The following is a 25,445-nucleotide window of genomic DNA, read 5'->3' as shown; positions in this document are numbered from 1 at the left end:
CATGCCGATCAAGAGCAGTTCAAGTCCGGAGGTCGGGGAGCTCGCAAGGAGCCTCGAGGCGGTTGCCTCGCAGCCGGGGGTGGCGTCGCTGCTGGTGCTGGCATGCGATGGTAACGGTTACGCGGCGGACGCGGTGGATCCGGTCCTCAAGGCTCAGACGCTCCCTGTGGTGGGCGGGATTTTTCCCCAGATCGTCTTGGGCGCTTGCCGCATGGAGAAGGGTCATATCGTAGTGGGCTTGGGCGAAACGATGCAGGTGGAGACGATCGCGGGATTGAGCGATGCCTTCGACGATTTCGAAGATCGTTTGGAAGCTTTGGAGGTGGACTTTTCCCGGACGCGCACGGTGATGGTCTTCGTGGACGGCTTGTCTACGCGCATCAACAATTTGGTGGAGGACCTGTTTTCCGTATTCGGCTTGGAGGCGAACTACATTGGCGGCGGAGCGGGTTCCTTGAGCTTGGAGCAGCGTCCGTGCTTGTTCACGAACGAGGGGCTGCTGAAGGACTGCGCGGTGTTGGCCTTTTCCAACTTGGCTACGGGGATCGGAGTTTCGCATGGCTGGCAGGAGCTGGAGGGGCCGTTCGAGGTGACGGAGTCGGATCGCAACAAGATCGTCTCGCTCGACTGGCAGCCGGCCTTCGAGGTTTATCGCGAGATGGTGGAGGCCCATGCGGGCAACGTTTTCGCGACCAAGAATTTCTTCCAGGTGGCTAACAGCTATCCGTTCGGCATCAGTCGGCTGGCGGCCGAAAAGATCGTACGCGACCCGATTTCGCTGGGGCCGAACCAGGAGATCGTCTGCATCGGCGAGGTGCCGGAGCAGTCGTTCGTGCATATCTTGAAGGGGGATCCGGCATCCCTGGTCGCGGCGGCCCGAGAAGCATTGCGGCGGGGGAGGGAGTCTTTCGAGGGGCGGCCCGAGCGGCGGGCAGTGTTTTTGGTGGACTGCATTTCCCGCTACCTCTTTCTTGGGGAGGCCTTCGAGGAGGAGTTGAAGGCGCTGTCGATCGATTCCGAGATTCCGAGCTTTGGCGTGCTCAGCTTGGGCGAGATCGCCAACAACCGGAAGGACTACTTGGAATTCTATAACAAGACAGCGGTGGTCGCTGTGATCGAAGCCTGATGTTACTGCGAGCGGAAGAGCAGCAGATCTATTACGAGATTTCGATGTCGATCGGCATCGGCTTAGGCTATCGGCAGATGCTCAAGGAGTGCTTGGGGAAGTACCTGCGAAAGCTCAACCTCTCGGCTGGCTGCGTATTGAAGCAGGTGGAGGCAGGGGAAGGTCGCTTCGCTTTCGAGCCGTTCTACTTGCTGCCCAAGAAGGCGGCCGCCAACCGGGCGGTCCATATCGTCGAAGCGCGACTGGAACGAAGCTACGACGCGGCTGGATTGAAGGCCTTGGGGGAGGAGCTTCCGTTTTCCTACAGTTCGCTGGAGGAGGAGTACGCCTACTTCTTCTCGCTGCCGGGCTTTGGCCTGCTCGCGCTGGTCAAGAGCGGGGGGCCGCTGGACCAACGCACGATTTATTCGCTGGTCGGCTTGAACTCCAAGCTGGCGAACGCCTTGAACGCCTGTTTGCAGAAGGAGGCGTTGGAGGAGAGCCAGCGGCGCTTGGCGGAAGCGAACGCGCGCCTGGCGGAGTTTGACGCGGACAAGCTGGCTTTCATCCAATACATTTCCCACGAGCTGAATACGCCGCTCAACTGGATCGGCAGCTTGAACATGATGGAGAGCAAGGAGCTGAGTCCCGAAAACGCTCGCTACTTGGACTACGTGCGCAAGGGGTTCAGGCGGATTTCCAAGCTGGCCCAGCTCGCCAGTTCCTACTTCGAGGAGGCCCGGCAGAAGCATCCCGGGGAGACTCAGGTCCTGAGCCTTTCCGAGCTGGAGGCGATGCTGCAATCCAAGACGATTTCCAAGCTGGCCGCCAAGGAGCTCACTCTGGTGTTCGAGGGCAGCTGGAGCGGTAACCTGATCGTGGACAAGGAGGGCCTTCTGTTCGTTTTGCAGGTTTTGCTGGATAACGCGGTCGACTTCTCGGTTTGGGAGCAGAGCATCCGCATTTCGCTGGAGCGTCAGGCGGGCCAAGTCGTCTTTCGGGTCAGGGACCAAGGAGTTGGCATCGAACGGGAGGACCTGCGCGTTGTCTTCAAGCCGTGCCAGATGCCGGAGCACAAGCGCAGCGATGGCGGGTACGGCTTCAGTTTGCCGCGGGCAAACCTCATCTGCGAGGCCAACGGCTGGAAGCTCTCCGCCGAAAGCGAGGGGCAGGGGAAGGGCGCCTGCTTCCAGCTCAAGCTTTGACCGCGGGCGCAAGCCAGGCTTGAAGCGCTGCAAATCTGCGCGGACTTCGCATTGACTTGAAGGGGCTCAGCGGCTTTTTTCCGAAATGCGACTGGCGAAGCAAAGGCGGGATTGACCGCTGGGAAGCGGTTCAGTTCTATCGCGCGCCTGGGTAGAACTTTTCAGAGATTAACCGCTTCCACATAGAACCATCATGAGTGAAACCACCGCCGCCACGCCACTGCAGGACTACTTGTCCTCCCGTTCAGCCGAGTCCATCTCGCCCGCAATGGTTAGCTATCTCGCTAGCCTCCAGCAGGTTGCAGAGGTCAATCCATCGATCGCCCGCTCGATCGTGAAGGAGCTCGAGGACCAGCGCAGCAACTTGAAGCTGATCGCGTCCGAGAACTTCACTTCCACCAACACGCAGGCGGCCATGGGCAACTTGTTGACTGACAAGTACGCGGAAGGCTTCGCCGGCGCTCGCTACTACGCGGGTTGCGACAATATCGACGACATCGAGTCCGAGGCATGCCGCCTCGCTTGCGAGCTTTTCAAGGCCGAGCACGCCTACGTGCAGCCGCACTCCGGCGCCGACGCGAACATGATCGCGTTTTGGGCTATCCTGCAGGCCAAGGTCGGCGTACCGACTCTTGCGGAACTCGGCGAGCCCAACCCAGCCAAGCTTTCCCGCGAGGACTGGAACAAGGTTCGGGCCGCAATGGGTAACCAGCGCATGCTCGGCCTCGACTACTACTCCGGCGGTCACCTGACCCACGGCTACCGTTTCAACGTTTCCGCCCAGTTCTTCGATGCCTACAGCTACTCGGTCAACGAATCGACTGGCTTGCTCGACTACGACGCCCTCGAGAAGCAGGCCGAAGAGGTCAAGCCGCTGATCCTGCTGGCCGGCTATTCCGCTTATCCGCGCAAGGTCAACTTCCGCCGCATGAAGGAGATCGCTGACAAGGTGGGCGCCGTTCTCATGGTCGACATGGCGCACTTTGCCGGTCTGGTGGCAGGCGACGTTTTCGAAGGCGACTTCAACCCGATGCCATTCGCGGACGTGGTCACTTCCACCACGCACAAGACGCTCCGCGGCCCACGCGGCGGCATCGTCCTTTGCAAGAAGGAGTTCGCCGAGTTCGTGGACAAGGGTTGCCCGCTCGTGATCGGCGGTCCGCTCCCGCACGTCATGGCGGCCAAGGCCATCGCTTTCCAGGAAGCGCTCAAGCCCGAGTTCAAGGACTACGCGGCCAAGGTCGTAGAAAACACCAGCGCCTTGGCCCAGGCCATGATCGACGAGGGCTTGACCATCGCGACTGGCGGTTCGGATAACCACTTGCTTTTGATCAACGTGACCAGCTTCGGCCTCAACGGTCGCCAAGCGGAAGCCGCCGTGCGCGAAGCCGGTGTTACCCTGAACCGAAACTCCCTGCCGTTCGACCCGAACGGCCCGCACTACACCAGCGGCCTGCGCGTGGGAGCTCCTGCGGTTACCTCGCTCGGCATGGGCGTGGAGCAGATGAAGGAAATCGCTTCGATCTTCAAGTTGATCCTCTCCAACACCAAGCCAGCCACCATCGCTAGCGGCAAGAACGCCGGCCAGCAAAGCAAGGTCAAGTACGAGCTGGCGGACGAGGTGATCGCCGAAGCTCGCGGTCGCGTGAAGGCCTTGCTCGACGAGTTCGTGCTCTATCCGGAGATCGACCTCGAGTTCCTCAAGTCCGCTTTCGTGGGCTAGGAAGCCGCTCGCTCGGAACCTATTTAAAACAAAGGCGCGTCCCGTTTGCTCGGGACGCGCCTTTTTTGTGTCTTCGAAAATCGGTTTTCAGCTTCAGGTTTTGGTCAGGGCCTTCACTTTGCTTGAGATGGTGGCGGCGTCGTCGTCGCGGGAGATGCGTCCCACTTCGGCGCCGGTGCTGGTATCCACCAGGATGATGAACCCAGTCTTGAGCCCGGTCTCCGCGTAGATATCGTCGTAGCCCAGAGCGGCGGCGGTCATGCCGGCTTGGTGTTGAGTCACCTTGTTGGACACGTCGAGCTTGACTAGGAGAAAGGGGCTCTTCTTGAGGCTGGCCGCTGCTTTTTCGACTTCTGGGTCCAAGGTTTTGCAGGACGCGCACCAGGTCGCATGAAAGTAGAGGCCGACGAGCTTTGGTTTCACGACCTCCACGGACTTGGCGTGGGAGGGCATGGCGAAGAGAAATAGGGAAGCGAGGAGGAGAAGCGATCTGGGTAGCATTGCGATTCGTTTTGTTGAAGGTTTTGGCAGGTGCGCCTTGGGAAGGGAACGCTCCCCGCCGCGCCTGAATTGCGTTAAGCAATTGTTAATTCCCGAGGCGAGCGTCGCCGAAATCTAGTTGTTTTCACTGAATTTCGATTGGGAACGAAAAAAGCGGTTCAAGCTTTACGTGCGATAACCGATCTCACAGGGGACCGAGCTCTCTACTTAGCCGGTTTAGGTATCTCCCGTATTGAAAAAATGAACACCCAACTCTCACGTATTGTCGCTCTTTTCGTCGTCGGAATTTCTCCGATCGCAGCGGCGTTTGCGGACGTCTACACCAAGGCGGACGGCACTTCCTTAGACGGCAACATTTACAAGGTTCTCGATGGCTCGGTCTACTTGCGAGTAGGCGATGATCGCATCGATTTGCCAGTATCGGAGTTCGACGCGGAATCGCAGGCCGCGATCGCGCATTGGACCCAGGAAAATCCGCTCAAGGTAGATGTCTACACGAAGTGGGACGTGCAGCCGGTGATCAAGTCCAGCGCCATGCCGACCCTGCCGGAGCAGTATCTCGCCGAAGAATTTAAAGGTCTCGTTTCGGTCGATCTCGTATTGAACGAAGCAGGACAAGTGATTCACGCATCGATCAAGAAGTCGACCCACTCGGATTTGGAGGCGCCTTCACTGGCGGCTGCGAAGTCCTGGATTTTCGAGCCTGCGAAGGTTGGAGGAAAGTCGGTTCGATCGAAGCTGAGAATCCCATTCAAGTTTGTAAATACCCCGCCACCGTCTCCGGCCGAGGAGACTCCTGTAAGCTAGTATCCAAAAGGAAACTACACCTTAATACTCTAAAAACTAAGCAACACCTCACATCCCACCTGTAAAATGAGCTCAATGTCACTCGCCAAGAAAATTGGCTTCACCATCGCGATAGCTCTCACCTTCTTCGTCGTGCTCGCTGCCGTGTCCTATGTCGCGGTATCGAAGCTCAACGATTCTTTCGGAGAATTCTCCGAAAGCGTTGAAGAAGGAAACGCTGCCTCTGATAAAGTAAACGTCGCCTTGTCGATGCGATCCAACATCGCCGAATACCTTACGACGACCGATCCCAGCCACGTCGAAAAGCACGAAGCCATGTATGGCGCGCTTTCTTCGGACTTGGAGAAGTTCGCTCGGGAAGCCGACAACGATACCGCTCGCACTGCCCTGAAGGAGGCGACGGCGTTGATGGATGGATACAATTCCGCTTTTAATTCAATCGTCAGCCTCAAGGGCCGCCAGAGCGAGCTCCTGGAAGAGGTCGTCAAGCCGGGCGGCAAGGAGATCAAGGACATGCTCAAGGAGCTTCTCGCGGCCGACCAGGCCAAGGGAGACATCGCGGGTGCCTTCGCTACTTCGTCCGCTTTGCAGAGCATGTTCGAAGCCGACTCCGCGATCAACCGCGTCATCGTCAAGTACAACGACGAGGACATCGCGGAAGCCAAGGAGAAGGTCGCAGAGCTCGCGTCCAAGCTCGGCGTACTGAAGGAAGACTACCAGATGAATGTCGACTTCGACGAAAGCTTGAAGGACGAGCTCAAGGAGCGCGTCCTCGCCAACAGCATCGAAGTGTCGGCCGCCTTCTCCAAGGGAGTTGCGGAACTGGCTGACACGCTCAAGAACATCGTGGAAATCGACGCCACGAAATTGCGTCCGGTCGGTCCCGAGTTTGTGGAAAAGATTGAAGTCTTCCAGCGTACCATCGGCGAGCATCAAGCTAATTTGAAGAAGAACGCCGAGAGCCTCCAAGCTACGGTCAATCTCTCCGTGATGATCATCAGCCTCGTCGGTCTTTCGATCGGCGCCGTAGGCGGATGGTACGTCGTTCGCGGCATCACTCGCAGCATCGACGAGATCGTAGGCCGTCTGCAAGGCGCCGCCGCCGAAACCTTGGTCGCCTCCGAACAGGTCTCCGCGAGCAGCGAAGCCCTGGCCCGCGACTCTTCCGAGCAAGCTGCCTCTATCGAGGAGACCAGCTCGTCGCTCGAGGAGGTCAATGCCATGACCGAGAAGAACGCCCAGAACGCCGAAAACGCGAAGAAGCTCGCCAGCGAAGCCCGTGTTGCTGCGGAGTCTGGCGCCGAGTCCATGAAGGACATGATCACTGCGATGGAGGACATCAAGGAGTCTTCCGACAACATCGCCAACATCATCAAGACCATCGACGAAATCGCTTTCCAGACCAACATCCTCGCTCTCAACGCAGCGGTGGAAGCGGCACGTGCCGGCGAGTCTGGCGCAGGATTCGCCGTAGTTGCGGACGAAGTACGCAGCCTGGCTCACCGTTCCGCGGAAGCGGCTTCCATTACCGCTCAGAAGATCGAGAATTCGGTTCAGAAGTCCGAGCGCGGGGTGGAGATCAACCAGCGCGTTGCCCAAAACCTGCAGACCATCGTCAGCCATACGCAGAAGATGGACGAAATCGTCGGCCAAATCTCCGATGCTTCCGCCGAGCAGAACCGCGGCGTGGGTCTGATCCAGACTTCTATCAGCAACATGGACAGCGTTACGCAGCGAAACGCAGCTGGCGCGGAAGAAACCGCCTCTTCCAGCCGCGTCTTGCTCGAGCAGTCGAACAGTATGCAGCAGACTATCCAAGACCTCGTCGCCGTGGTTAATGGAGGCTCTCGCAGCAATGCCTCTTCTTCGGTCGCACGTTCCTACTCGGCTCCGATCGAAAATGCCTTCGATTCGCCGGCCCCTCGCACCTCGTCCCGCCAGAAGCAGGTGGTCAAGGACGACGCCTTCGCCGACATGTGGGACAACTAGTCCGCACGAGCCAGTTCTAAGTTTTCAAGGCGCGCTTCCTTTTCGGGAGCGCGTCTTTTTTGTATCCGGCTGAAGAAGCGCGCGAAAAATCCGAAGGTAGGAAAAGGAATCCACTGTCGCTCGTTATGAAATCCTTCCTCTTGCTCTTCTCCTTGATCTTCTCGCTCCATGCCTTCGCGGCTGACTCCTATGAAAAGCTGGAGGTGGGGAGCGACGTTTTCCATCGGGTCGTCGTTCTCTCGGCCAACGAGTCTTCGCTTTCCATCCGTCATGCTCGAGGCATCGCTCAAGTGCCGCTGTCGAAGCTCTCGCCGGAGCTGCAAGCGAAGTATGGATACGACTCCGCGCGAGCGGCGGATCGCGAAGCGGAGCTGGCCGCTCAACGCCAACGTCAGATTCAAGCCCAGGAACAGCGCATCGCCGCGGCCAAGGCAGTCCAAGCCCGAGAGCTCCGCAGCCAAGCCCGCGCCGTCGCCCCGTCGCCCGCGGGATCGAGCAGCGCCTTTTCGCTCTTCGGGACGGAGCCGCAATTGAAGACGGAAGTCGACCTGCGCGACCGCTTCCGCAGCCATGGCATTCGGGTGCGCAGCCAGAGTGGTCCGAGTTGTTCGGTGCATGCCATCGTGGCTGCCTTGGAGTACCAGTTTGCGGAAGGACATGGCCAAGCCCTGAACCTTTCGGAGCCGTATTTGATCAACGCCACCTCGCGTTCCTTGGGCCGACCCGATGCGGTTGGCTTCGACAGGGAAACGGGACGAAGAAACGGCTTGGATCTCGGGTTTGCCCTTGAGCACGTATTCCAAGCGATACGCGGCCACGGTCTCGCTCTGGAGCAGACGCGCGAGGAGCGCGCGGCGAAGACTCCGTATTCGATGTTGGATACGGTGAACTTCAGTCCCTTTATGGTTCCTGGGGCGCGTAGCGAGAAAGGTATCCAGAATATCGTACACGTGCTCAATGCGAATATGCCGGTGGTGGTTGGCGTTTCATGGCCTGCCTACTCGCGAATCGCTCATACTAGCGTGTTGAGCAAGCAGCCGGTTCGGCCCGATGGCGGTCACGCGGTTACGATTATCGGCTACCGCTGCGAAGACGGAAAGATCGAGAATGCGAAGTTTATCTTCCGCAATTCTTGGGGCGACGACTGGGGCGCAGGCGGATACGGCTTCTTCACCTACGAGTATTTGTTGAATAACCTGAACAGCTGCTACGTGGTAGAGCTGAAGTAGAGGCCTGTTCCTTCAAGGCGCTGTCGCGCTCGCTGTCTCAGACAGGGCTGTATCGTATCTATCGATACAATCCGTCCAGTCGTAGGCAGTCATCTTGCTGGCGTGGGGGCTGGATTGGCGCCAATTGCCGGATTGGATCAAGGCGGTGAGGCGTTCAACGGCTTCGTCGTGCGTCTTGTAGTAGTTCTCCGGATGTTGGGTGACGTCGATGTGGTCTGGATACGCGAGACGTTTGGGCAGAACGGGATGGCAGCCGCAATAGATGGCTTCGACTACGCTGCCGCCGAAGAAGTCTTGCCGCGATGTTACGGGTAGGATGTCGGCTCGCCACAGCCACTGGGCATACTCTTCGAACTTCTCGGCGCGTCCGTAGGAGACGATGCGTTGTCCGAGCTTCTGGCGGGCTTGTTGGAAGTATTCGGGTTCCTCTTCGAATCGGTCGCCGAGCAGGGCGACTTCGAAGTCGAGCCCTCGGTCGGCGAGGGCGAAGAGGAGCTTGCAGAAGCCTTTCGGGTTTTTGTCGTATTCCCAGCGGTGGTTCCAGAGCAGTAGGGGAACGTCGTTGCGAGAGGGGGCGGCAGGCTGGTAGGCGTCGAAGGCTTTGAGGTCCATGCCGAGCGGGAGGGCTTGGCTCTTGGCGTCGATGCTGGCGATGGTGCCTTTGTTTGGGAAGTCGGGGTAACGGTCGAGGAACTGGGGCAGGGCACCGACGAAGGCGTCGCGGTGGTATTGGGAATTGTAATACACGCGATCGGCGGTGAGGGCGGTGGTGTAGTTGATGAAGGCGTAGTGCAGGTCCCGCTTTTTCTTAACGTCGGCGTCGCGGGGCGACCAGGGGTAGCAGAGCTGGTTCTCGTGAAAATAGACGGCGGTGGGGGTGTGGGCGTAGCGGGAGCGGGCGAGCGACAGGAAGACGGCGAAGTCGAGCATGTCGGTGGCGAGCAGCAGGTCGTATTGAGTTTCTCGCGACAGCAGCTCTTGGGCGAGGGTGACGGCGGCCCCGTGCATGCGCCACTTCCAGCTGCGCCCGGGCAGGGTGATGAGGTCGAACTGGTGGCGGGAGTGGCGCTGGAGCTCCTCCGCCCAACGTTGGTGCGAGCCGGAGAAGAAGGGCTCGATGAGGGCGATTTTTTTAGGAGGCATGAGTCGGCGTAGCGCGGAGCTTTAGCCCGCGTCCGTGGAGAATGGATCCTGCATTGCGGTCGCTGGCTAAAGCGCAGCGCTACGGATTAATTGTGGCAGCCGCAGCCACCGCCGCCGCAGGAGTGGCCGCCGGAGGAGGGCGTGGGCGCGTTGCCGCCCATAGTGAATCCGTAGCCGCCCACGATGACGCGCTTGATCGGCTTGCCGGTTTCCGGATGCGCGGTGAGGGCTTCGTCTTTCATGCTCTGCTGAATCTCGAAGCGCTCGGGCTTCTCGTCAGCGGACTGGGGAATGGTCTCGTAAACGTAAGTAGCCATGGAAGGGAAGAGTGAATTGTGGAGAGCGAAAAGTGAAGGGTGAAAACGGAGAGGCAAATCTTCCTCATCCCCTTGGTCCTCATCCATTTTTTTTGATGGTGGGACTAAGAGGATGGTTAGGATTCGTTTACTCCACGATCAGGGCGGCGTAGTTCTTTTTGCCGCGGCGGAGGAGAATGTACTTGCCGTAGTGCACGTCGGCGGAGGTGAGCTTGTAGCCGAGGTCTTGCACGCGTTCGTTGTTCACGTTCACGCCGCCGCCTTGCACGTCCTTCTTGGCCGTCTTGCGGGACTGGGACAGTCCGGCGGTGACGAGGGCGTCGAGCAGGGAGAGGCCTTCTTCGCACTCGAGGTCGGCCTTGGCGATGGTGGCGCTGGGCACTTCGCTGGCGACTTGGGCGAGGGCGTTTTCCGAGATGCCGTCGAGGCCGCCGCCGAAGAGGATCTTGGAAGCGTTGATGGCGTCGTTGGTGGCTTCCTCGCCGTGCACGAGCTTGGTCATTTCGAAGGCGAGGGCGCGGTGGGCTTCGCGGGCTCCGGGATTTTCGTTGTGCTTGGCTTCGAGGGCTTCGATATCCTCGTGGCTGAGGAAGGTGAAGAACTTGAGAAACTTGATGACGTCGCGGTCGTCGACGTTGATGAAGAACTGGTAGAAGCGGTAGACGCTGGTGCGGGCGGGATCGAGGTAGATGGCGCCGCCGACGCTCTTGCCGAACTTGGAGCCGTCGGCGTTGGTGATAAGGGGGAAGGTGAGGCCGTAGACGGACTTGCCGGCTTTCTTGCGGGTGAGCTCGGTGCCGACCGTGATGTTTCCCCACTGGTCGGAGCCGCCGATCTGCAGTTCGCAGTCGTAGGTGGCGTTGAGGTGGAAGAAGTCGTAGCCCTGGATGAGCATGTAGGAGAACTCGGTGTAGCTGATGCCGGCCTCGTTGTCGCCGCCGAGGCGGGACTTGACGCTCTCCTTGGCGATCATGGAGTTGACGGTGAAGTACTTGCCAGTTTCGCGCAGGAACTCGATGAAGCCAATGGGGCCGAACCAGTCGGCGTTGTCGACGAGGCGGGCGGTGTTGGCGAGCCCTTCGGAGAAATCGAGGATCTTGACGAGCTGATTCTTGACGCAGGCGACGTTGTGGGCGAGCAGCTCCTTGGTCAGCAGCTGGCGCTCGGCCTTCTTGCCGGAGGGATCGCCGATGCTGCCGGTCGCTCCACCGGCGAGGATGATGGGCTTATGGCCGTAGTTTTGGAAGCGGCGCAGGGCGATGAGGGGGACGAGGTTGCCGACGTGGAGGGAGTCCGCGGTCGGGTCGAAGCCTGCATAGAGGGTGATGGGTCCTTCTTCGAGACGCTTGGTCAGCTCTTCGAGCGCCGTGCAGTCTGTGTAGAGTCCTCTCCACTGTAGATCTTCCAAAATGTTCATAAGGCGAACGGTTTTGGGGAGAAATCAGGGAGGTGTCCAACGCGAAGTGCGGAGAGAAAGGGGATTTGGGGAGGCTTGGGGTCGTGGCGAGCAGACGCTCCCTTGACCTGCGAGGTTTGTGTCCCTTGTGTCGCTGGCATGAAGATCGAATCTGCGGAGTTTTTGACCAGCGCGAAGAATTTGGAGGATTGCCCGCGTTCCTCCTTGCCCGAAGTTGCCTTTATCGGGCGCTCGAACGTGGGGAAGTCCTCGCTGGTGAACATGCTCACGAAGCAGAAGGGCTTGGCCAAGGTGTCCAAGAAGCCGGGCGCCACCAAGTTGCTGAACTTCTTCACCATGAACAAATGGTGGAACCTCGTCGACTTGCCGGGCTACGGCTACGCTCAGGTTTCCAAGGGGAAGCAGGCTGACTTCAACGAAGCGGTGAGCGAGTACTTGATGGGGCGCAAGCAGCTGAAGCTGATCTGCGCCTTGGTGGACGCCCGTTCCGAACCGATCGAGCTCGACCTCGGATTTCTCAATTGGCTGGAAGACTGCCCCGTGCCGCACGTGATCGTCTTTACGAAGACGGACGAGGTGAAGGAAGAGGTTTGGAAGCGCAACATGGAGATCTACGAGGAGACTCTGGAGGCCTTGGAGCTGAGGAAGGTGGAAATGATTCCTTGCTCCTCCGTGGAGCGAGCGGGACGCGGCGTATTGCTGCAGTACATACAAGGCGCCTTGCCGAAGAAACCGAAGAAAGGTTCCGGCACGGGCGTGCAGCTGAATTGGCTGAAGAAGCGGTAGGCTTTGAAGGTTGAGTATGAGCAGGGCGGATACGGTGGTGGTTCTCGATTTCGAGACGACGGGGCTTTCTCCTAATCTGGGTGATCGGGCTATCGAGATTGGGGCGGTTCGGATCGAGGCAGGGGAAGTTACCGGGCGTTTTCAGGAGCTGATGAACCCGGGGCGACGCATCGACCCGTTTATCGAGAGCTACACGGGGATTTCCAACGCCATGTTGCAGGAGGCGGAACCTTGCGAAGCGGTGATGGAGCGTTTTTCGGAATTCATCGGAGATTTCAACTTGGTCGCTCACAACGCGTCCTTCGACCAACGGTTCCTAGATGCAGAGCTGGGACGGATTGCCCGTCGCCGTTCGGGAAACTTCGTGTGTTCGATGCTCGCGGCGCGGCGGGTGTTTCAGGACGCTCCCAACCATAAGCTGGGCAGTCTGGTCAGTTACGCTGGGATTCCGGTAGACGGAACCTTTCACCGAGCCCTCTACGATTCGGAGATGACGGTGAAGATCTGGCTCCGAATGTTGGATACGATCGGGGATCGCCACGGCATCTTCGACGCGCCCTTCGCGTTGATGCAGAAGCTGTGCAAGACCCCGAAGCGCGCGGTGGACAAGTTCCTGAGAAAGTGCTAGCTTAGGGGTCGCGAAGCGAGCGTTAGGAAGCGGTCCTTTTGCTATACGGCGTCGGCGGTGTCGCAATGGATGCTTAGGATTCGCAGCTTCTTATCAGAGGTCACGGTCTTTTGGAATTCCTCGACGGACTGCTGTCGTTTGGATCGTTTATAAGCTGCCTTGGCGTTCCTCGGATAGGATCGATGGCTTGTGTACGCAAAAAAGCCGGGCGAGGCGACCCGTCCGGCTATGATTAAGAAATTGGCTAAACTCGCCTTACTTGCGGCGCTTGAAAAAGGCGAGGCCTGTGAGGGCGAGTCCGAGCAAGAGGGCGCTATTGCCGACGTCTGGCACGGTAGAGGCATTGGAGGAGCGAAGGAGAAAGCTACCTCGGTAGGATGAAAAAACATCATCGTCTTTCGAAGCGTCCCAGTTGGTGTTTGAAGCAGGGCGTACAAAGCCATTTGGATTATTGTAGCCGAATTGACGAGCGTCTGCGAAGGAGAGGCTAGAACTGTCTACAAATCCTACTGTATACTCGCTGGTGGTTGTCCAGGAGTAGGTATAGCCTAGGAGCGAAACCAGGTTCTGCATTTGAACGAGAATGGATGAGTCATTGCCACTTGCTGTAGGTGTATAGATACTTCCAACGGCGCTGCTAATGAGAGCGTCAAACTCCGATGTCGTCGCGAATCGCCAACCGCTGAGGCTGCCGCCAGTAGTCGCGGACAGAACGTCATTGTAGGTCTTTCCAATTGTGAACGACATGTCCAACCAATCGAGACCGGTTTCGGTGTCCGTGGTATAGTCCCCGTTGTCGATGAGAACGGCCTGAGCTTGGAAGGAGCTAAACGCTAGTGCGAGTGCGAGGAGTGTCTTCTTTATGTTATTCATTATGTAAGTGGGGCCGGAGGCTTGTTTTTGGGGAGCGGTTCTGGCCGATGCCCGCTAGAGCAGGCATTGGGCCTTATTTTTTACAAAAGTAGGTCAGGTTTGTTAAGTATATGTTTAACAGTGGTTTAATAGGGTAAATGAGTTGGTTGTTTGTTTTTCGAGATTTGGAAAGCGTCACGTATTTCGACAACGAATCTGAATGGGCAGGTTAGTTCTTGATAGAGAGGGGCTAAGGGGATTGTTGTTGTTGTCGGTACCTTTAACGCATCACTCAATTAGGCCAAGTTAGGCTCGGCTATTCGCACTGCATGGAATCCACTAGGTCGGTAGTCTGAATGGGAGCGAGCGGATACTGCTGCGCCTGTGTCGCCGTCTTGGGCAACGATCATAAAACGGGTGCCGTGCCCAAAACTGTTTGCGAGAGGATAATCTCGAGGATGCGCTCGTCGCTCTCCTTGGAGCGCGCGTCGTTCTGGCCGGTTCCAAACCGGAAATTCTGCGATCGTCTTTCTCTGTAGAAAAGCAGGGAACTGAGGCTACTTTCCGATCCAGCCTTTGCGTTTGAAGTACCAGAGGAGGACTACGGTCGTGCTGATGCAGAGGCCCCAGAAGATGGGGTAGGAGTATTTCCAGCCGAGTTCGGGGATGTGCTCGAAGTTCATCCCGTAGATGCCGGCGAAGAAGGTGATCGGCATGAAGAGGCTGGCCATGATGGTGAGGGCCTTCATGACTTCGTTCATGCGGTTGGAGACCACTGAAATGTAGAAGTCTTGCAGGCTGTTGCACATTTCCCGGGAGCTTTCGATGAGTTCGATAATCTGCAAGGAGTGGTCGTGTACGTCTCGCATGAATACGCGGACTTTCTTTTCCACGGGCGAGGTCTCGTCGAAGGTGAGCTTGCTGGTGAGCTCGCGCACGGGCCAGAAGGAGCGTCGCAGGGCGTAGAGCTCGCGCTTGATGAGGTAGATGTGCTGTTGGATGCTGGGCTTGGGGTCTTCCATGGCCTCCTCTTCCAAGTCGTTTAGGACGTCGCCGTAGCGTTCGAGAATGGGGTAGATGTTGTCGACGATGGCGTCGATGAGGGCGTAGGCGAGGTACCAGATTGGGTAGCGGCGGAAGCGCGCATCCGGATTTTGGAGACGGGTGCGGATGGGGTTCCAGACGTCGCCGGGGTTCTCCTGGAAGGTGATGAGGGTATCGCCGATGACGATGATGCTGACCTGTTCGCTCGCGAGGGATTCTCCTTTGAGGCGAACCATGTCGAGGATGATGAGGCTGTGGGTATCGTAGAGCTCGAGCTTGGGGCGCTGAGGGGTGTGCAGGACGTCTTCGGCGGCGAGGGTGTGGAAGTCGTAGGCCTTCCGCAGTTCGTTGATGATGAAGGGGTGCAGGCCTTCGATGTTGATCCAGCGAAATCCGCCCCATTCGGGACGGGGGTGGGCGATGAGGTCGGTGACGTTGGAGAAGTCCGTTTTTTCGCAGCCGCCTTTGCCGAAGTCGATGCATTGGATGGGAATGGAGCCGTCTGCGGGCGGTACGTCCACGCCCTTCGCGTGCTCGATGCCGGGAGACGACGCGATTTTGCGAGCCACGGTAGGCTTGGGGGGCTTAACGAAATGAAGCGGCGCGGTCACGAGCTTTCCGATGGAGGAAACGGCGTCGGTGAGGTGGGAATGCAGGGTCGGCTTTTTCTTGGGCATAGACTGGAAGGCGTTAGCTAGGGTGAAAGGCTAACGATATATTCGGGTAAATCTAGACTCTTTTTTCCGGTGGCGCGGAGCTCTTGGCTGGCTAGGTGGTCATCTTCATCTTGGCCCGAAATGCACCAGGCGTATCGCCGGTTACGCGTCGGAAGACGACCCCGAGGTATTCGGCTTGGCTGAAGCCCGTCCGGTCCGCGATTTCGCCCAGCGTCAAATCGGTTTCGACGAGCAGGGATTTGATGCGGGATATCTGGGTGTTCCGAATTTCCATTTGCGGAGACTTGCCGAAGTATTTGCGGAATCGTTTCTCGAGATAGCTGCGGGAAACGGGGATTTCCTCCAGCAGGTCCTCGACCCTGAGGCCGCTACAGGCTTTCTCCCGAATCAGGGCCATGGCTTTGGCGATGTGGGCGTCGGGTACGGCGAGTATGTCGGTGGACTTGCGGGTGACGACTTCCAGGGGCTCGATCAGCTCTTCCTCGATATCAATCCCTTCGCCGTTCATCAGCTTGGATAGGTAACTGGCGGTCCTTTGTCCCCAGTAGAAGGCGTTGACTGGTACGCTGGATACGGACGGGTGGCAGAGGTCGCAGCGCGATTTCTCGTCGTTGGCCCCGAGGATCGCCACGCTTTCCGGAATGGGCAGCTCCAGTTTCAGGCAGGCGTTGATGACTTGCACCGCTCTTAGATCGTTGCAGGCCATGATGCCGACGGGCTTCGGGAGGGACTGTATCCAATCCGCAATGTGCTTCTCTTGCTCGGCGGCCCAGTCGTCTTGGACGACGATGAGGAGTTCGGATTCGTTGAGGGTGTATTCAGTTTCCAATTCGGCGCTGTTGCGGCGAACTTGCTGGACTGCTTCGCGAAAGCCAGTCATGCGCTCCTGCGACCAGGATTCGTCGTTGAATCCGCAGAAGCCGAAGTTCTTGAAGCCGCGGTCGATGAGGTACTCGCCTCCCATTTGTCCGATCGCTACGTTGTCGGGCCTGATTTTGGGAATGCCGGGGCGTGGCGGGGTTTCGTCGTTGATGTCGATACAGGGGATGTTTCGTTGACGACACTCTTCCAGGACCACTGGGTTGCGATGGTGGCAGATGACCCCGTCGAGCTCGTTCTTGAAGAGCCAGCCTGGGTTGGCGATGGAGTGGGCGTCGTTGTCCAGAAGGCAGTTCCACCGCTCGTAGCTGGATTGGAAGGCTCCGACACCTCTCAGGAATCGCAAGCATTCCTCGCGACCGGTGGGCATGATGATGGCGACTCTCTTTCGGCTGGCTTGATTCATGGGGGATTGGGTCAGGTGGTAAAATATCGACGGTTACGAACAAGCGTTCAAATGGATATCGCGGTGAGATTAGGTTAAGATTGGGCCGTCTCCCGAGGAATCGCGAGCCGCTTTCCTTTGTTATCCAACCCCAACCCCCCGCAACCCACATGATTCACTCCGACTAGGACGCATCGAGCTGACAAGTGAAAATAGCTCAGGATAGGCTGTATCCTGATATTCGTTACGAAAACCGGAGTCGCTGCTTTCGGCCGGTTGCTTTGTGTCCCATGCCAAGTACCTTTCCGTGGAACGATTTTCCTAGTCATCCGCCAGTGGCACGGATCGACGATTTACCCCGATCAATAAACCAAACTATGAAAACCTATATATCCTACAAACGATACACAGGGACTTGCTTCGCCGCGTTAGCGATAGCGTCCCCTTTTGTTTATTCCCAAGTAGAGCAAGAATCCGACGACGACATCTTCGAGCTCTCGCCGTTCACGGTAGAAGGAGAGAAGACTGACGGATACCGAGCCACCAGTACGCTAGCGGGAACGCGTATCCGAACGGATCTGCGCGATGTTGGCTCGGCCATTTCGGTGGTGACCGAAGAGTTCTTGCGCGATACGGGCTCGACCGATAGCGAATCCTTGCTCGTCTACACGACCGGCACGGAAGTAGGCGGCATGCAGGGAAACTATGCGGGTCTGGGCAATGGCAGTACCTTGGACGAAAGCACGGCCCAGCTTCGCCCGAATACCAATACGCGTGTTCGAGGGCTTGCAGCGGCGGAGAATACCCGCGATTTTTTTATTACGGATGTTCCTTGGGATTCCTATAATGTCGAACGGGTGGAGTTGCAGCGCGGACCGAATTCGATCCTTTTCGGTCTTGGATCGCCGGCGGGTATCATAAATACGCATACGAAGCGCGCTCACTACGAAGACGAAGGCCGTTTCGAACTGAAGCTCGACAATCACGGATCGGTACGCGGTGTTTTCGACTATAACCAAGTGCTGATCGAAGACCAGTTGGCAGCTCGTTTTATTTACCTGAACGATCAGCAAGCGTTTCAACAGAAGCCAGCCTTCGAGGATGACGAGCGCGTTTACCTTTCGCTCAAGCTCGATCCTAAGAAGTTGCAAGGAGAGAGCTGGAGCACTTCGATCCAGGCTAGCTATGAGGATGGCGACATCGTGGCGAACCGTCCGCGGGTCGTGCCGCCGAAGGATCGCATCACGCCGTGGTTCACGGAGCTGGACCAGGCCACTTACAATCCCCTGGAAGCCTACCCGGACGGAGTGGTCGATGCCGAACCTTGGATCGGACAGCTCTATGGCGGGAACTTCATCTACTTCGCGGATCCGGACTCTGCCGAGCAGTTCGTGCTTGATGGGGTGAGCGCGTTTCCGCGCGAAGGCGATGCGGTAAACTTTCCTTCGGACGCTCCGGACCCGCGTGACTTCGCCCGAATGGTATCCGTTAATGGATACAATGGATATGTGAACGCCTACCGTGGACCCAATGGGGAGACTATTCCGTTTCGGGCAGACTACCGCGACCGCGTCCTCACGGATACGAGTATCTACAATTTCTATGATAATCTATTGGATGGCGAAACGAAGCGCGAGCGCCGCTCCTTTGACGTCGCGAACTTCGCTCTTTCGCAAACCTTCCTCGACAACAAGCTCGGCTACGAGTTCGTTTATAACAAACAGAGCTACAGCGATGGGCAAAATAAGCACATGCTAGGCGACAATGCGGCGATTCAGGTCGACATCAACACGCACTACCTGAATGGCGAGCCGAATCCGAATGTAGGGCGGGCTTTCGTCAGCAATCGCACGACCTACACCAGTACCGGTTTGACGACGGAACGGGAGAACAAGCGCTTTACGGCGTTCGCCGAGTTCGATTTTCGCGACCATTTGGACTCGGATGGCATGCTTGCTAAGTTCCTCGGGAAGCACGCTTTCACCGGACTGCTGTCGGAGACGACGAACGAGTCCGACTCTAGGAGTTGGGCTCTCTACGGATTGGATACCGGATACACGAGTGCTTTGAGCTTGGTGCCGAATATCGATCCCAATCGCGAACTTCAGCTGGTCAGCTACCTGAGCGATTCGCTGATCGGGAAAAGCCTATCTGATGGCTTGGACATCGCTACGATCTCTGTACCGCAAGCGCCGAATGCGACTCAATACGTTTCCGTGTACGATATCGATGCTGGCGTTTGGTCTCCCGAGAGCTTCGGTTTGCTCAACGCCATGCACGGGGCGGAAAACCAACTTTATCGAGCTGCCCGTTTGGACAAGGACACAGTCGAGTCCGAAGCGGTCATCTGGCAGGCGAAGATGTTAGACGGAATGCTCGTACCCACGATTGGACTACGCAGTGACGAGGCTTCGGCCTGGTCGGTGCAAGCTCCCAACAATCCGGCAACGGGTACCAAGGAAGTGAATACCCCGCTCTACGCCTTCGGCGAGGATCCTGACTCGACCGTCAAGGGCGATACCAAAACCTACAGCGTTGTGGTGCACGCTCCCAAGTCGTGGTCGGAAAAGCTGGGTGGCTTCAACTTCAGCCTTTTCTGGAACACCTCCGAGAACTTCCAGCCTGCCGCGGGCCGCATCGACCCGCTCGGCAATCCCCTCGGAGCTCCCAGTGGAGATACCAAGGAAGTTGGTTTCATGCTCTCGGGCTGGGAGGATCGCTTGAGCCTCAAGGTCAATTGGTATGAAACGGTGGCCGCGGGCGCGAGCGACAACTTGGGATTGTCCAAGTGGTTTATCGGCGCGGTCGAGTCGCGTGCCTGGGTAGCGGCCAAGGGCTTCGAGGCGGGCTTGAGCGGAGACCCCGATTACGCGGGGGCGTCTTGGAACTATGGTTCCAACGTGGACGGCGAGTTTGTACAGACTGCGGCGGATCGCGCCTTGCAGCAGCAGCATGTCGACGCGGTGCTCGGCGCCTTTTCGCCGGAGATGGCTGCCGCTTGGGGCTGGGCAAATCCTGCGGATAGCAAGTGGCAAAACAAGCAGTGGGATCCGTGGAGCAGCGGCGGCTTCGAGCCAGCGGGCATCACCGCTACTTCCGATACGCGTTCGGAAGGGGTTGAGATGGAGCTGTTCTATCGCCCTCGCAGCAATTGGGATATCATGATCAATGCGTCCAAGACGGAAGCGTCCCGCGCCAACCCCGGCGGAAGCCTGGCGGCATGGGTAGAGTCTCGCAACGAAATCTGGAACGGTCCTGCTGGCGATATCCGCATGTGGAACGGCACGGGGAGCGGCAGCATCAAGCAGCAGTGGAACAATACGTTCTACCGCAACTGGCAGCTGCAGCGTTTGCTGGACGGGGCCAATGTCGCGGAACTGCGTCCATGGCGAGCGAACATAGTCAGCAATTACCGTTTCGAGTCGGGCAAGTTCAGTGGAGTCAACGTGGGCGGTAGCTACCGATGGGAAGACGAACTGGCTATCGGATACCCGCCGATCGCGACGCCCGATGGCGAGTCCTTCGACCTGAGCAATCCTTATATTGGCGATTCCGAGAGCCATCTCGATCTCTGGATCGGGTACCAGAAGGCTATTTTCGGCGAAGACGTTCAGTGGAGAATTCAACTCAACGTGAAGGATGTCCTCGCTGGCGACGATCTGATCGAACTTACCCGCAATCCGGACGGTGGCATGGCTGGAGCCCGTATCGCTCCGAAACGATTGTTCACTCTAACCAACAGCTTTGAGTTTTAGTTCGCTTGTATCAAAGCGGTAGCGGACGCCGCGTCGAAAGGCGCGGCGTCTTCTTTATTCCTTGGAAATTCGACAAAATGCCGACGAGTCGGTTAGGATCTGTTCTATGCTCCGTCTCTTTCTTTGCTTAACTGTTTTCTTGCTGTTTGCCGGACTTTGTTTCGGGCAAGGCCTTCCTGTATCCAGAGCGCCTAGCGCGTCCGATCAGGATATTCGTTTCGTCGTCATGCCCGATCGGACCGGTGGCATGCGAGCCGGTGTCTTCAGGGAGGCATTGCGGAAGGCGAACTTGATGCATCCGGAGTTTCTCCTTTCGGTAGGAGATCTGATCGATGGATACACCTTGGATCCTCAGCTGTTGGATTCCCAATGGAAGGAGTTCGACCAAATGGTGGATACTCTAGATATGCCCTTTTATTACGTTCCTGGAAATCACGACATCAGCAACGAGTGGATGGAGGAGCAATGGCGTGAACGCCTCGGGCAACCGTACTATCATTTTCAATACAAAGGGGCCTTGTTTCTTGTCCTGCACACGGAGGACGGGGGAAGGTCTGGGATCTCTGCCGAGCAGGGCGTCTATTTTGCGAAGGCTCTGGCGGAGCATCCCGACGTGCGTTGGACCTTTCTCTTCATGCACCGTCCGCTTTGGTCTTATGGAAACAAGGAGGGCTTCGAGGTCGTCGAGAAGGCGCTGCGAGGACGGACGTACACGCTTTTTTCGGGACACCATCACAATTATTACTACGAAGCGGACGGTTCGGGAAACGAGCGCCTGATCCTAGGTACGGCTGGCGGAGGGAGCTACCTGCGCGGGGCGGAGTTTGGCGAATTCGATCACATTACCCATGTGGTCCTTACGGAAAGCGGTCCCAAAATAACGCACCTGAGCCTAGACGGCTTCGTGGAAAAGGATGTGGTCAACGAGGAGAACCGCGCTCGCGTGGAAACCTTGCGTTCGGGAGACTTTGTCCAGGTCGCCGCCTCGGTGAGTTCGCGACCCTATGTCGCTTCGTTGGAGGGGAGGGTGACCATCGAGAATCCGGATCAGTCTGTATTGGATGTGGAAATACGTTTCCCCGAAATCGAGGGAGTACGCTTTCAATGCGATCGGGCTGCGGTTTCCTTGGGTAAGGGCGAAACGGTTGACGTCCCATTCAGCATAAGCGCGAGCAATGGCGGGGCGGTGTACTTGGACCGCTTGCCGCCGGTGTTCGTGGAGATCGTGGGGACTTACGGGCGCGGTACGGTGTCTGAGCTGGGCTTGCCGACCCGCAAGCAGTGGAGAATCGATTGGCAGCGGCGAATGCTGCGAGACGACTCGGCCCGCCGAGACTACGAAGCTCTGGATCCTCCTGGATATTTGACCCAGGGATGGGATTGGCATGGTCCCGAGGACTGCTTGTTGCATTTCTCGTTGAGTAGTCTCGTCGACCGTTTGGTGCTTCGAGCCGAGGTTGAAGATGACGTGCACTTGTTCCTGCCCGGAGAATTGAGCGACCGCCTGCGTCTGTACTTCGACGCTGGCTCGGGTGCTAAGGTTTTTGATTTCGTGCCAACGGAGCAGGGGGAGCTTCTGGCTCCTAAAGGCTACACAGGGGCCGCGTCGCTTCTCAACTGGCAAGGGAAACTTATTTTTCAGATCGAGATCCCGTTCGATGAAATCGGTCTCGCCGCAGATAGCTCCCAAGTGCGATTCAACCTTCGTTACCTCGATCACGATTGGAGCGAGAACCAGAAACCCTCGCGACTCTATTGGAAACCCGAATGGGGATCTGAGGAGGATTTCGAAGGGAGTGGAACCTTTATAATCCCATAGGCCATGAAGAAACTAATTCTCATATTTGTATTTACGATTGCAATACAGCAACTGCTTGCTGCTGGTGGTCGACCCAATATCATTTTCATCCTTTCCGACGACCAGGGGTATGGCGATATTTCCTCGCACGGCGCCGCAGACATGAAGACGCCGCGGTTGGACGCTTTTGCTGCGGAGGGGGTGCGTTTCGACGACTTCCATTCCGCTCCTGTTTGCTCGCCCACTCGAGCTTCGCTCATGACGGGCAAACAGTTCTTGAGAGCCGGGGTTTGGGGCGTGCATGGCGGCCGCGATTATTTGGACTTGTCGGAGAAAACGGTGGCTGAGGTCCTCCGCGAGAGCGGTTACGCCACGGCGATGCTAGGCAAGTGGCACCTTGGTAAGACGGATGCCTACTTGCCCTACAATCGCGGTTTCGATGCGACTTGGTCGATCACGGATCGTCTCTACGAGCATACCGATCCCGTCATCGATCACAATGGTACCGAACTGCGTCCCAAGGGCTGGACAGCCGAGTACCTGACGGACCGTGCCATCGATTGGATTTCCGAGAACAAGGAGGGCCCTTTCTTTTTGTACCTGGCTCACCCGTATCCGCATGAGCCTTATTACGCTCCCCAGTCATTGGTTGACGGATACAAGGCTAGAGGGCTTTCCGAATCCTATGCCCGCCTCTGCGCGATGGTCGAGCACCTCGATAGGGAGGTGGGGCGTTTGCTCGATGCGATAGACGCTATGGGGCTACGCGACAATACCTTGATCTGGTTTATGGGAGACAATGGACCGATCGGAAATCCCATGAACGTCCCGCACCTCAGCGATGAGGAAATGCGGCGCCGGAATCCCTCTGGCCTGAAGGGGATGAAGGGAAACCTGTACGAGGGAGGACATCGCGTTCCGAGCTTCGTTCGGTTTGGAGATCGTTTTCCAGCTCGTCGGGACGGTCTCGAAGGCGACGTAACGGATATTGTTCCGACGCTTTTGGATATTGCGGGTGTGGCTCCAGAAGGACTCGATCCCGATGGCACGAGTATCGTGGATCGATTGTATGGAAAGCATCACTACGAACCCAAGCTACGCGTGTACGCGAATCACGAAGCCATTTGGCCAAAGCGGACGCGGCTATACGATTACTTGCAGGACAAGCAAGTAATGGCCTTCGAAGAACAGGTGTTGTCCGCTCGGCTGGGAGATTACAAATGGGTTCAGGGCTACGGGCGAGAAGAGCTCTATCAGGTGGTTGACGACCCACAGGAGTTGCGAAACCTGGCTGCGTCGGAGCCCGAACGAGCGCATGATATAAAGAAGAGTCTGGAGGAGTGGTGGACGGAAAAGGTGTTGAAAAATCCAGCGAGCTACGCCCTTCCGGTGTATCCATTGCCTAGGGATGCCGGCCGCTCGCTCCGCTTGCACGGGTGCGCCCCGGCTGCGATTCATGGAAGCTTGCGGCAGGGTAGCCACTACAGTCACGATTGGTCAGGAGTTGGAGCAGGCATCGATTGGGCGGTACAGGTGCCGGCGGCGGGCGTCTACGAGATGGCGGTCTCGCTGGAGTGCGCGGATGGCGTTGCGCTAGACCTGTTGATGGACGGGAAGCATGTGGCCACTTCGCAAGCGCGAGCGGGGAGTCTTGAGTTCGGGACTCATCAGGTAGCGCCAGATGTTACTCGGATAGGCTTGAGGCTTAGCGCCGCCGGGGTAGGAGTGGATGAGCAGATTGCGACATTGCGCTGGTTGGTCGCGAGTCGTCGCTAACCCCTTATCCCAATGCCTATGACCATGAACCGGAAAACCTTTCTCACGCGAAGCGCGGCATTGGCTGCAGGAACGCTGCTTGGCAGCCACGTCAGTGCCAAAGCGGGCACGCCGGAGAACGCGAAGGCGCTTGCGGCTCCGGACAAGCCGGAGGACCTCTTCGAGATATCCTTGTCGCAGTGGTGCTACCACCGAGCCATTTTTGGAAACGCTCGCGACGACTATGGGTGGTTTTTGAAAACCTTGCGCAGCGATCCGGACGCGGTGCTGAAGGGAGATTTGGATCCTCGCGACGTCGTGGTCAAAGCGCGGGAGTTGGAGGTTTCGGTCGTGGACCTGGTCAATATTCTTTGGTTTGGGCGTGGCGACGATGCGGCCTGGTTGGCTGAGTTCAAGAAGCGGGCGGATGGAGAAGGCGTTCGCTTCGGCGTCTTGATGTGCGATGAGCTGGGCAAGATTGGAGCTAGCGATCCTGTCGAACGTAGGAAGGCTGTTCAGAACCATATTCAGTGGATGGATACGGCAGCGTCGCTGGAGTGTCGTTTCTTGCGCGTGAACGCCTATGGTGACGGAAGTTACCTGCAGCTTTGTCGAAATGCTGCGGAAAGCCTGCGTGCCTTAGGGGAGGCTGCTGAATCCAGGGGGTTGCATGTGCTGGTCGAGAACCATGGGCATCCCAGCAGCAACGCGGCATGGCTGGCGATGTTGCTGGAAATGGCGGAGCATCCTCGACTGGGCGCCTTTACGGATTTCGACAACTTCTTCATGGGCGGCTGGGGGCATGTGCCGGAACGCCGTTACGATACGTTGCAAGGAATGCTCGATTTGGCGCCTTATACGAGAGCGGTGAGCGCCAAGTCCTACGATTTCGATTCCGATGGAAACGAGCCAAAGGTGGACTTCGAGCTGTGCTTGCGAACGGCGTTGCAGGGAGGATTTCGCGGGCTAGCTAGCGCGGAGTACGAAGGCGAGCGCTTGTCGGAAGACGAAGGAACGAGGCTTACGGTGGCTTTGCTGAGGAAGGCGCGCCGTAAACTGTTTCGTGAAACGAATGCTTGAGGGAAAGGAAAGCGGCGTGATGGCAGACGGATTCACTTCTGAACGGCTTGTTCGAATGAGAATTTGCTGTTCTTGAGCGGGGTGCGGGGCCCATAGTTTGGGGGATGGCTGAGTACAATATTCCAAACTTACGCAATGCTTGTCGCTTGTTGCTCTATCTGGGCGAGCAGGACGGAGAGAAGAGTGTCACGGAGCTGGCGGAGGCCTTGCAGCTTCCCCGCACCAGCGCCTTGCGGATCGTTAAGACCTTGGAGTCGGAGGGATTTTTGCAGGACAAGATGACATGGGAGCAGTTGTCAGTCGTGAGCGATCACGCTAACGGTTCCCGTGTATGAAGCAGAAAACTACCACTCCCACGTCGAAGAAGCAG

Annotated in this window: 20 protein-coding genes and 1 riboswitch; of the genes, 13 read left to right on the top strand and 7 right to left on the bottom strand. The window is 57.6% G+C overall.

The genetic code is table 11. The features are described 5' to 3' along the window. The first annotated feature begins 1 nt into the window (after position 1). From QEH57_RS21090 to QEH57_RS21080, 3 genes are all read left to right on the top strand, one after another. The gene (locus QEH57_RS21090; protein ID WP_309008772.1) at positions 2–1,126 is read left to right on the top strand and encodes an FIST C-terminal domain-containing protein; all 1,125 of its coding nucleotides are present in this window, start codon (positions 2–4) and stop codon (positions 1,124–1,126) included. Continuing rightward, positions 1,126–2,310, top strand: coding sequence for a HAMP domain-containing sensor histidine kinase (locus tag QEH57_RS21085; RefSeq protein WP_309008771.1), 1,185 nt, complete (start codon positions 1,126–1,128; stop codon positions 2,308–2,310). Before QEH57_RS21090 ends, QEH57_RS21085 begins: the two co-directional genes overlap by 1 nt. 77 nt (positions 2,311–2,387) lie before the next feature. Further along, positions 2,388–2,470, top strand: a riboswitch (ZMP/ZTP riboswitch). A gap of 33 nt (positions 2,471–2,503) precedes the next feature. Continuing rightward, positions 2,504–4,033 carry a glycine hydroxymethyltransferase gene (locus tag QEH57_RS21080; protein ID WP_309008770.1) on the top strand — a complete coding sequence of 510 codons (1,530 nt, stop codon included), beginning with the start codon at positions 2,504–2,506 and terminating at the stop codon, positions 4,031–4,033. Positions 4,034–4,126: 93 nt separating this feature from the next. Here the strand turns inward: QEH57_RS21080 and QEH57_RS21075 are convergent, their stop codons facing one another. Further along, positions 4,127–4,534, bottom strand: coding sequence for a thioredoxin family protein (locus tag QEH57_RS21075; protein WP_309008769.1), 408 nt, complete (start codon positions 4,532–4,534; stop codon positions 4,127–4,129). Between the two features lie 240 nt (positions 4,535–4,774). Here QEH57_RS21075 and QEH57_RS21070 point away from each other — a divergent pair, with 240 nt between their 5' ends. The 3 genes from QEH57_RS21070 to QEH57_RS21060 all read left to right on the top strand — a co-directional run bounded on the left by QEH57_RS21070 (position 4,775) and on the right by QEH57_RS21060 (position 8,559). Further along, positions 4,775–5,341 carry a TonB family protein gene (locus QEH57_RS21070; RefSeq protein WP_309008768.1) on the top strand — a complete coding sequence of 189 codons (567 nt, stop codon included), beginning with the start codon at positions 4,775–4,777 and terminating at the stop codon, positions 5,339–5,341. 66 nt (positions 5,342–5,407) lie between these two features. Beyond that, positions 5,408–7,330, top strand: coding sequence for a methyl-accepting chemotaxis protein (locus QEH57_RS21065; protein WP_309008767.1), 1,923 nt, complete (start codon positions 5,408–5,410; stop codon positions 7,328–7,330). Positions 7,331–7,455: 125 nt separating this feature from the next. Then, positions 7,456–8,559: a C1 family peptidase gene (locus QEH57_RS21060; RefSeq protein ID WP_309008766.1), complete on the top strand. Its 1,104-nt coding sequence runs from the start codon at positions 7,456–7,458 to the stop codon at positions 8,557–8,559. 12 nt (positions 8,560–8,571) lie between these two features. Here the strand turns inward: QEH57_RS21060 and QEH57_RS21055 are convergent, their stop codons facing one another. The 3 genes from QEH57_RS21055 to tyrS form a co-directional block, all read right to left on the bottom strand. Then, complete coding sequence (locus QEH57_RS21055) at positions 8,572–9,702, bottom strand: DUF3524 domain-containing protein (protein ID WP_309008765.1); 1,131 nt, start codon at positions 9,700–9,702, stop codon at positions 8,572–8,574. 86 nt (positions 9,703–9,788) lie between these two features. Then, on the bottom strand, positions 9,789–10,019 hold the full coding sequence (locus QEH57_RS21050) for a zinc ribbon domain-containing protein (RefSeq protein ID WP_309008764.1): 231 nt from the start codon (positions 10,017–10,019) through the stop codon (positions 9,789–9,791). Between the two features lie 127 nt (positions 10,020–10,146). Further along, positions 10,147–11,436 carry a tyrosine--tRNA ligase gene (gene tyrS, locus QEH57_RS21045; RefSeq protein ID WP_309008763.1) on the bottom strand — a complete coding sequence of 430 codons (1,290 nt, stop codon included), beginning with the start codon at positions 11,434–11,436 and terminating at the stop codon, positions 10,147–10,149. Positions 11,437–11,574: 138 nt separating this feature from the next. Between tyrS and yihA the strand changes: the two genes are divergently transcribed. Continuing rightward, positions 11,575–12,222, top strand: coding sequence for a ribosome biogenesis GTP-binding protein YihA/YsxC (gene yihA / locus QEH57_RS21040; RefSeq protein ID WP_309008762.1), 648 nt, complete (start codon positions 11,575–11,577; stop codon positions 12,220–12,222). A gap of 16 nt (positions 12,223–12,238) precedes the next feature. Next, positions 12,239–12,850, top strand: coding sequence for a 3'-5' exonuclease (locus QEH57_RS21035; protein ID WP_309008761.1), 612 nt, complete (start codon positions 12,239–12,241; stop codon positions 12,848–12,850). Between the two features lie 255 nt (positions 12,851–13,105). Here the strand turns inward: QEH57_RS21035 and QEH57_RS21030 are convergent, their stop codons facing one another. The 3 genes from QEH57_RS21030 to QEH57_RS21020 form a co-directional block, all read right to left on the bottom strand. Then, positions 13,106–13,723, bottom strand: a complete 618-nt coding sequence (locus QEH57_RS21030; protein WP_309008760.1) for a VPDSG-CTERM sorting domain-containing protein — start codon at positions 13,721–13,723, stop codon at positions 13,106–13,108. 536 nt (positions 13,724–14,259) lie between these two features. Beyond that, entirely contained in the window at positions 14,260–15,423 is a 1,164-nt protein-coding gene (corA, locus tag QEH57_RS21025) for a magnesium/cobalt transporter CorA (protein ID WP_309008759.1), read from the bottom strand. Between the two features lie 91 nt (positions 15,424–15,514). Next, entirely contained in the window at positions 15,515–16,708 is a 1,194-nt protein-coding gene (locus tag QEH57_RS21020) for a XylR family transcriptional regulator (RefSeq protein WP_309008758.1), read from the bottom strand. Positions 16,709–17,064: 356 nt separating this feature from the next. Here QEH57_RS21020 and QEH57_RS21015 point away from each other — a divergent pair, with 356 nt between their 5' ends. The 5 genes from QEH57_RS21015 to QEH57_RS20995 all read left to right on the top strand — a co-directional run bounded on the left by QEH57_RS21015 (position 17,065) and on the right by QEH57_RS20995 (position 25,410). Further along, positions 17,065–20,442: a TonB-dependent receptor plug domain-containing protein gene (locus QEH57_RS21015; protein ID WP_309008757.1), complete on the top strand. Its 3,378-nt coding sequence runs from the start codon at positions 17,065–17,067 to the stop codon at positions 20,440–20,442. A 226-nt stretch (positions 20,443–20,668) separates the two neighbouring features. Continuing rightward, positions 20,669–22,261 carry a metallophosphoesterase gene (locus QEH57_RS21010; RefSeq protein WP_309008756.1) on the top strand — a complete coding sequence of 531 codons (1,593 nt, stop codon included), beginning with the start codon at positions 20,669–20,671 and terminating at the stop codon, positions 22,259–22,261. Positions 22,262–22,264: 3 nt separating this feature from the next. Then, complete coding sequence (locus QEH57_RS21005; protein ID WP_309008755.1) at positions 22,265–24,016, top strand: sulfatase-like hydrolase/transferase; 1,752 nt, start codon at positions 22,265–22,267, stop codon at positions 24,014–24,016. Positions 24,017–24,040: 24 nt separating this feature from the next. After that, positions 24,041–25,075 (top strand): sugar phosphate isomerase/epimerase family protein, encoded by a 1,035-nt coding sequence (locus tag QEH57_RS21000; protein ID WP_309008754.1) that lies wholly within the window; start codon positions 24,041–24,043, stop codon positions 25,073–25,075. A gap of 104 nt (positions 25,076–25,179) precedes the next feature. After that, positions 25,180–25,410 carry a helix-turn-helix domain-containing protein gene (locus tag QEH57_RS20995; RefSeq protein WP_309008753.1) on the top strand — a complete coding sequence of 77 codons (231 nt, stop codon included), beginning with the start codon at positions 25,180–25,182 and terminating at the stop codon, positions 25,408–25,410. The last annotated feature ends 35 nt before the right edge of the window (positions 25,411–25,445 follow it).

Origin of the sequence: Pelagicoccus sp. SDUM812005, from assembly GCF_031127875.1 — a bacterium.
Taxonomy (GTDB): domain Bacteria; phylum Verrucomicrobiota; class Verrucomicrobiia; order Opitutales; family Opitutaceae; genus Pelagicoccus.
The sequence above is the reverse complement of the archived record's forward strand: the minus strand, read 5'-3'. Positions and strand labels throughout refer to the sequence as shown.

What these genes read in the sequence shown, in the direction of transcription:
- QEH57_RS21090 (WP_309008772.1), top strand. Translation starts at nt 2, where the DNA reads ATGCCGATCAAGAGCAGTTCAAGTCCGGAGGTCGGGGAGCTCGCAAGG.
- QEH57_RS21085 (WP_309008771.1), top strand. Translation starts at nt 1,126, where the DNA reads ATGTTACTGCGAGCGGAAGAGCAGCAGATCTATTACGAGATTTCGATG.
- QEH57_RS21080 (WP_309008770.1), top strand. Translation starts at nt 2,504, where the DNA reads ATGAGTGAAACCACCGCCGCCACGCCACTGCAGGACTACTTGTCCTCC.
- QEH57_RS21075 (WP_309008769.1), bottom strand. Translation starts at nt 4,534, where the DNA reads ATGCTACCCAGATCGCTTCTCCTCCTCGCTTCCCTATTTCTCTTCGCC.
- QEH57_RS21070 (WP_309008768.1), top strand. Translation starts at nt 4,775, where the DNA reads ATGAACACCCAACTCTCACGTATTGTCGCTCTTTTCGTCGTCGGAATT.
- QEH57_RS21065 (WP_309008767.1), top strand. Translation starts at nt 5,408, where the DNA reads ATGAGCTCAATGTCACTCGCCAAGAAAATTGGCTTCACCATCGCGATA.
- QEH57_RS21060 (WP_309008766.1), top strand. Translation starts at nt 7,456, where the DNA reads ATGAAATCCTTCCTCTTGCTCTTCTCCTTGATCTTCTCGCTCCATGCC.
- QEH57_RS21055 (WP_309008765.1), bottom strand. Translation starts at nt 9,702, where the DNA reads ATGCCTCCTAAAAAAATCGCCCTCATCGAGCCCTTCTTCTCCGGCTCG.
- QEH57_RS21050 (WP_309008764.1), bottom strand. Translation starts at nt 10,019, where the DNA reads ATGGCTACTTACGTTTACGAGACCATTCCCCAGTCCGCTGACGAGAAG.
- tyrS (WP_309008763.1), bottom strand. Translation starts at nt 11,436, where the DNA reads ATGAACATTTTGGAAGATCTACAGTGGAGAGGACTCTACACAGACTGC.
- yihA (WP_309008762.1), top strand. Translation starts at nt 11,575, where the DNA reads ATGAAGATCGAATCTGCGGAGTTTTTGACCAGCGCGAAGAATTTGGAG.
- QEH57_RS21035 (WP_309008761.1), top strand. Translation starts at nt 12,239, where the DNA reads ATGAGCAGGGCGGATACGGTGGTGGTTCTCGATTTCGAGACGACGGGG.
- QEH57_RS21030 (WP_309008760.1), bottom strand. Translation starts at nt 13,723, where the DNA reads ATGAATAACATAAAGAAGACACTCCTCGCACTCGCACTAGCGTTTAGC.
- corA (WP_309008759.1), bottom strand. Translation starts at nt 15,423, where the DNA reads ATGCCCAAGAAAAAGCCGACCCTGCATTCCCACCTCACCGACGCCGTT.
- QEH57_RS21020 (WP_309008758.1), bottom strand. Translation starts at nt 16,708, where the DNA reads ATGAATCAAGCCAGCCGAAAGAGAGTCGCCATCATCATGCCCACCGGT.
- QEH57_RS21015 (WP_309008757.1), top strand. Translation starts at nt 17,065, where the DNA reads ATGAAAACCTATATATCCTACAAACGATACACAGGGACTTGCTTCGCC.
- QEH57_RS21010 (WP_309008756.1), top strand. Translation starts at nt 20,669, where the DNA reads ATGCCCGATCGGACCGGTGGCATGCGAGCCGGTGTCTTCAGGGAGGCA.
- QEH57_RS21005 (WP_309008755.1), top strand. Translation starts at nt 22,265, where the DNA reads ATGAAGAAACTAATTCTCATATTTGTATTTACGATTGCAATACAGCAA.
- QEH57_RS21000 (WP_309008754.1), top strand. Translation starts at nt 24,041, where the DNA reads ATGAACCGGAAAACCTTTCTCACGCGAAGCGCGGCATTGGCTGCAGGA.
- QEH57_RS20995 (WP_309008753.1), top strand. Translation starts at nt 25,180, where the DNA reads ATGGCTGAGTACAATATTCCAAACTTACGCAATGCTTGTCGCTTGTTG.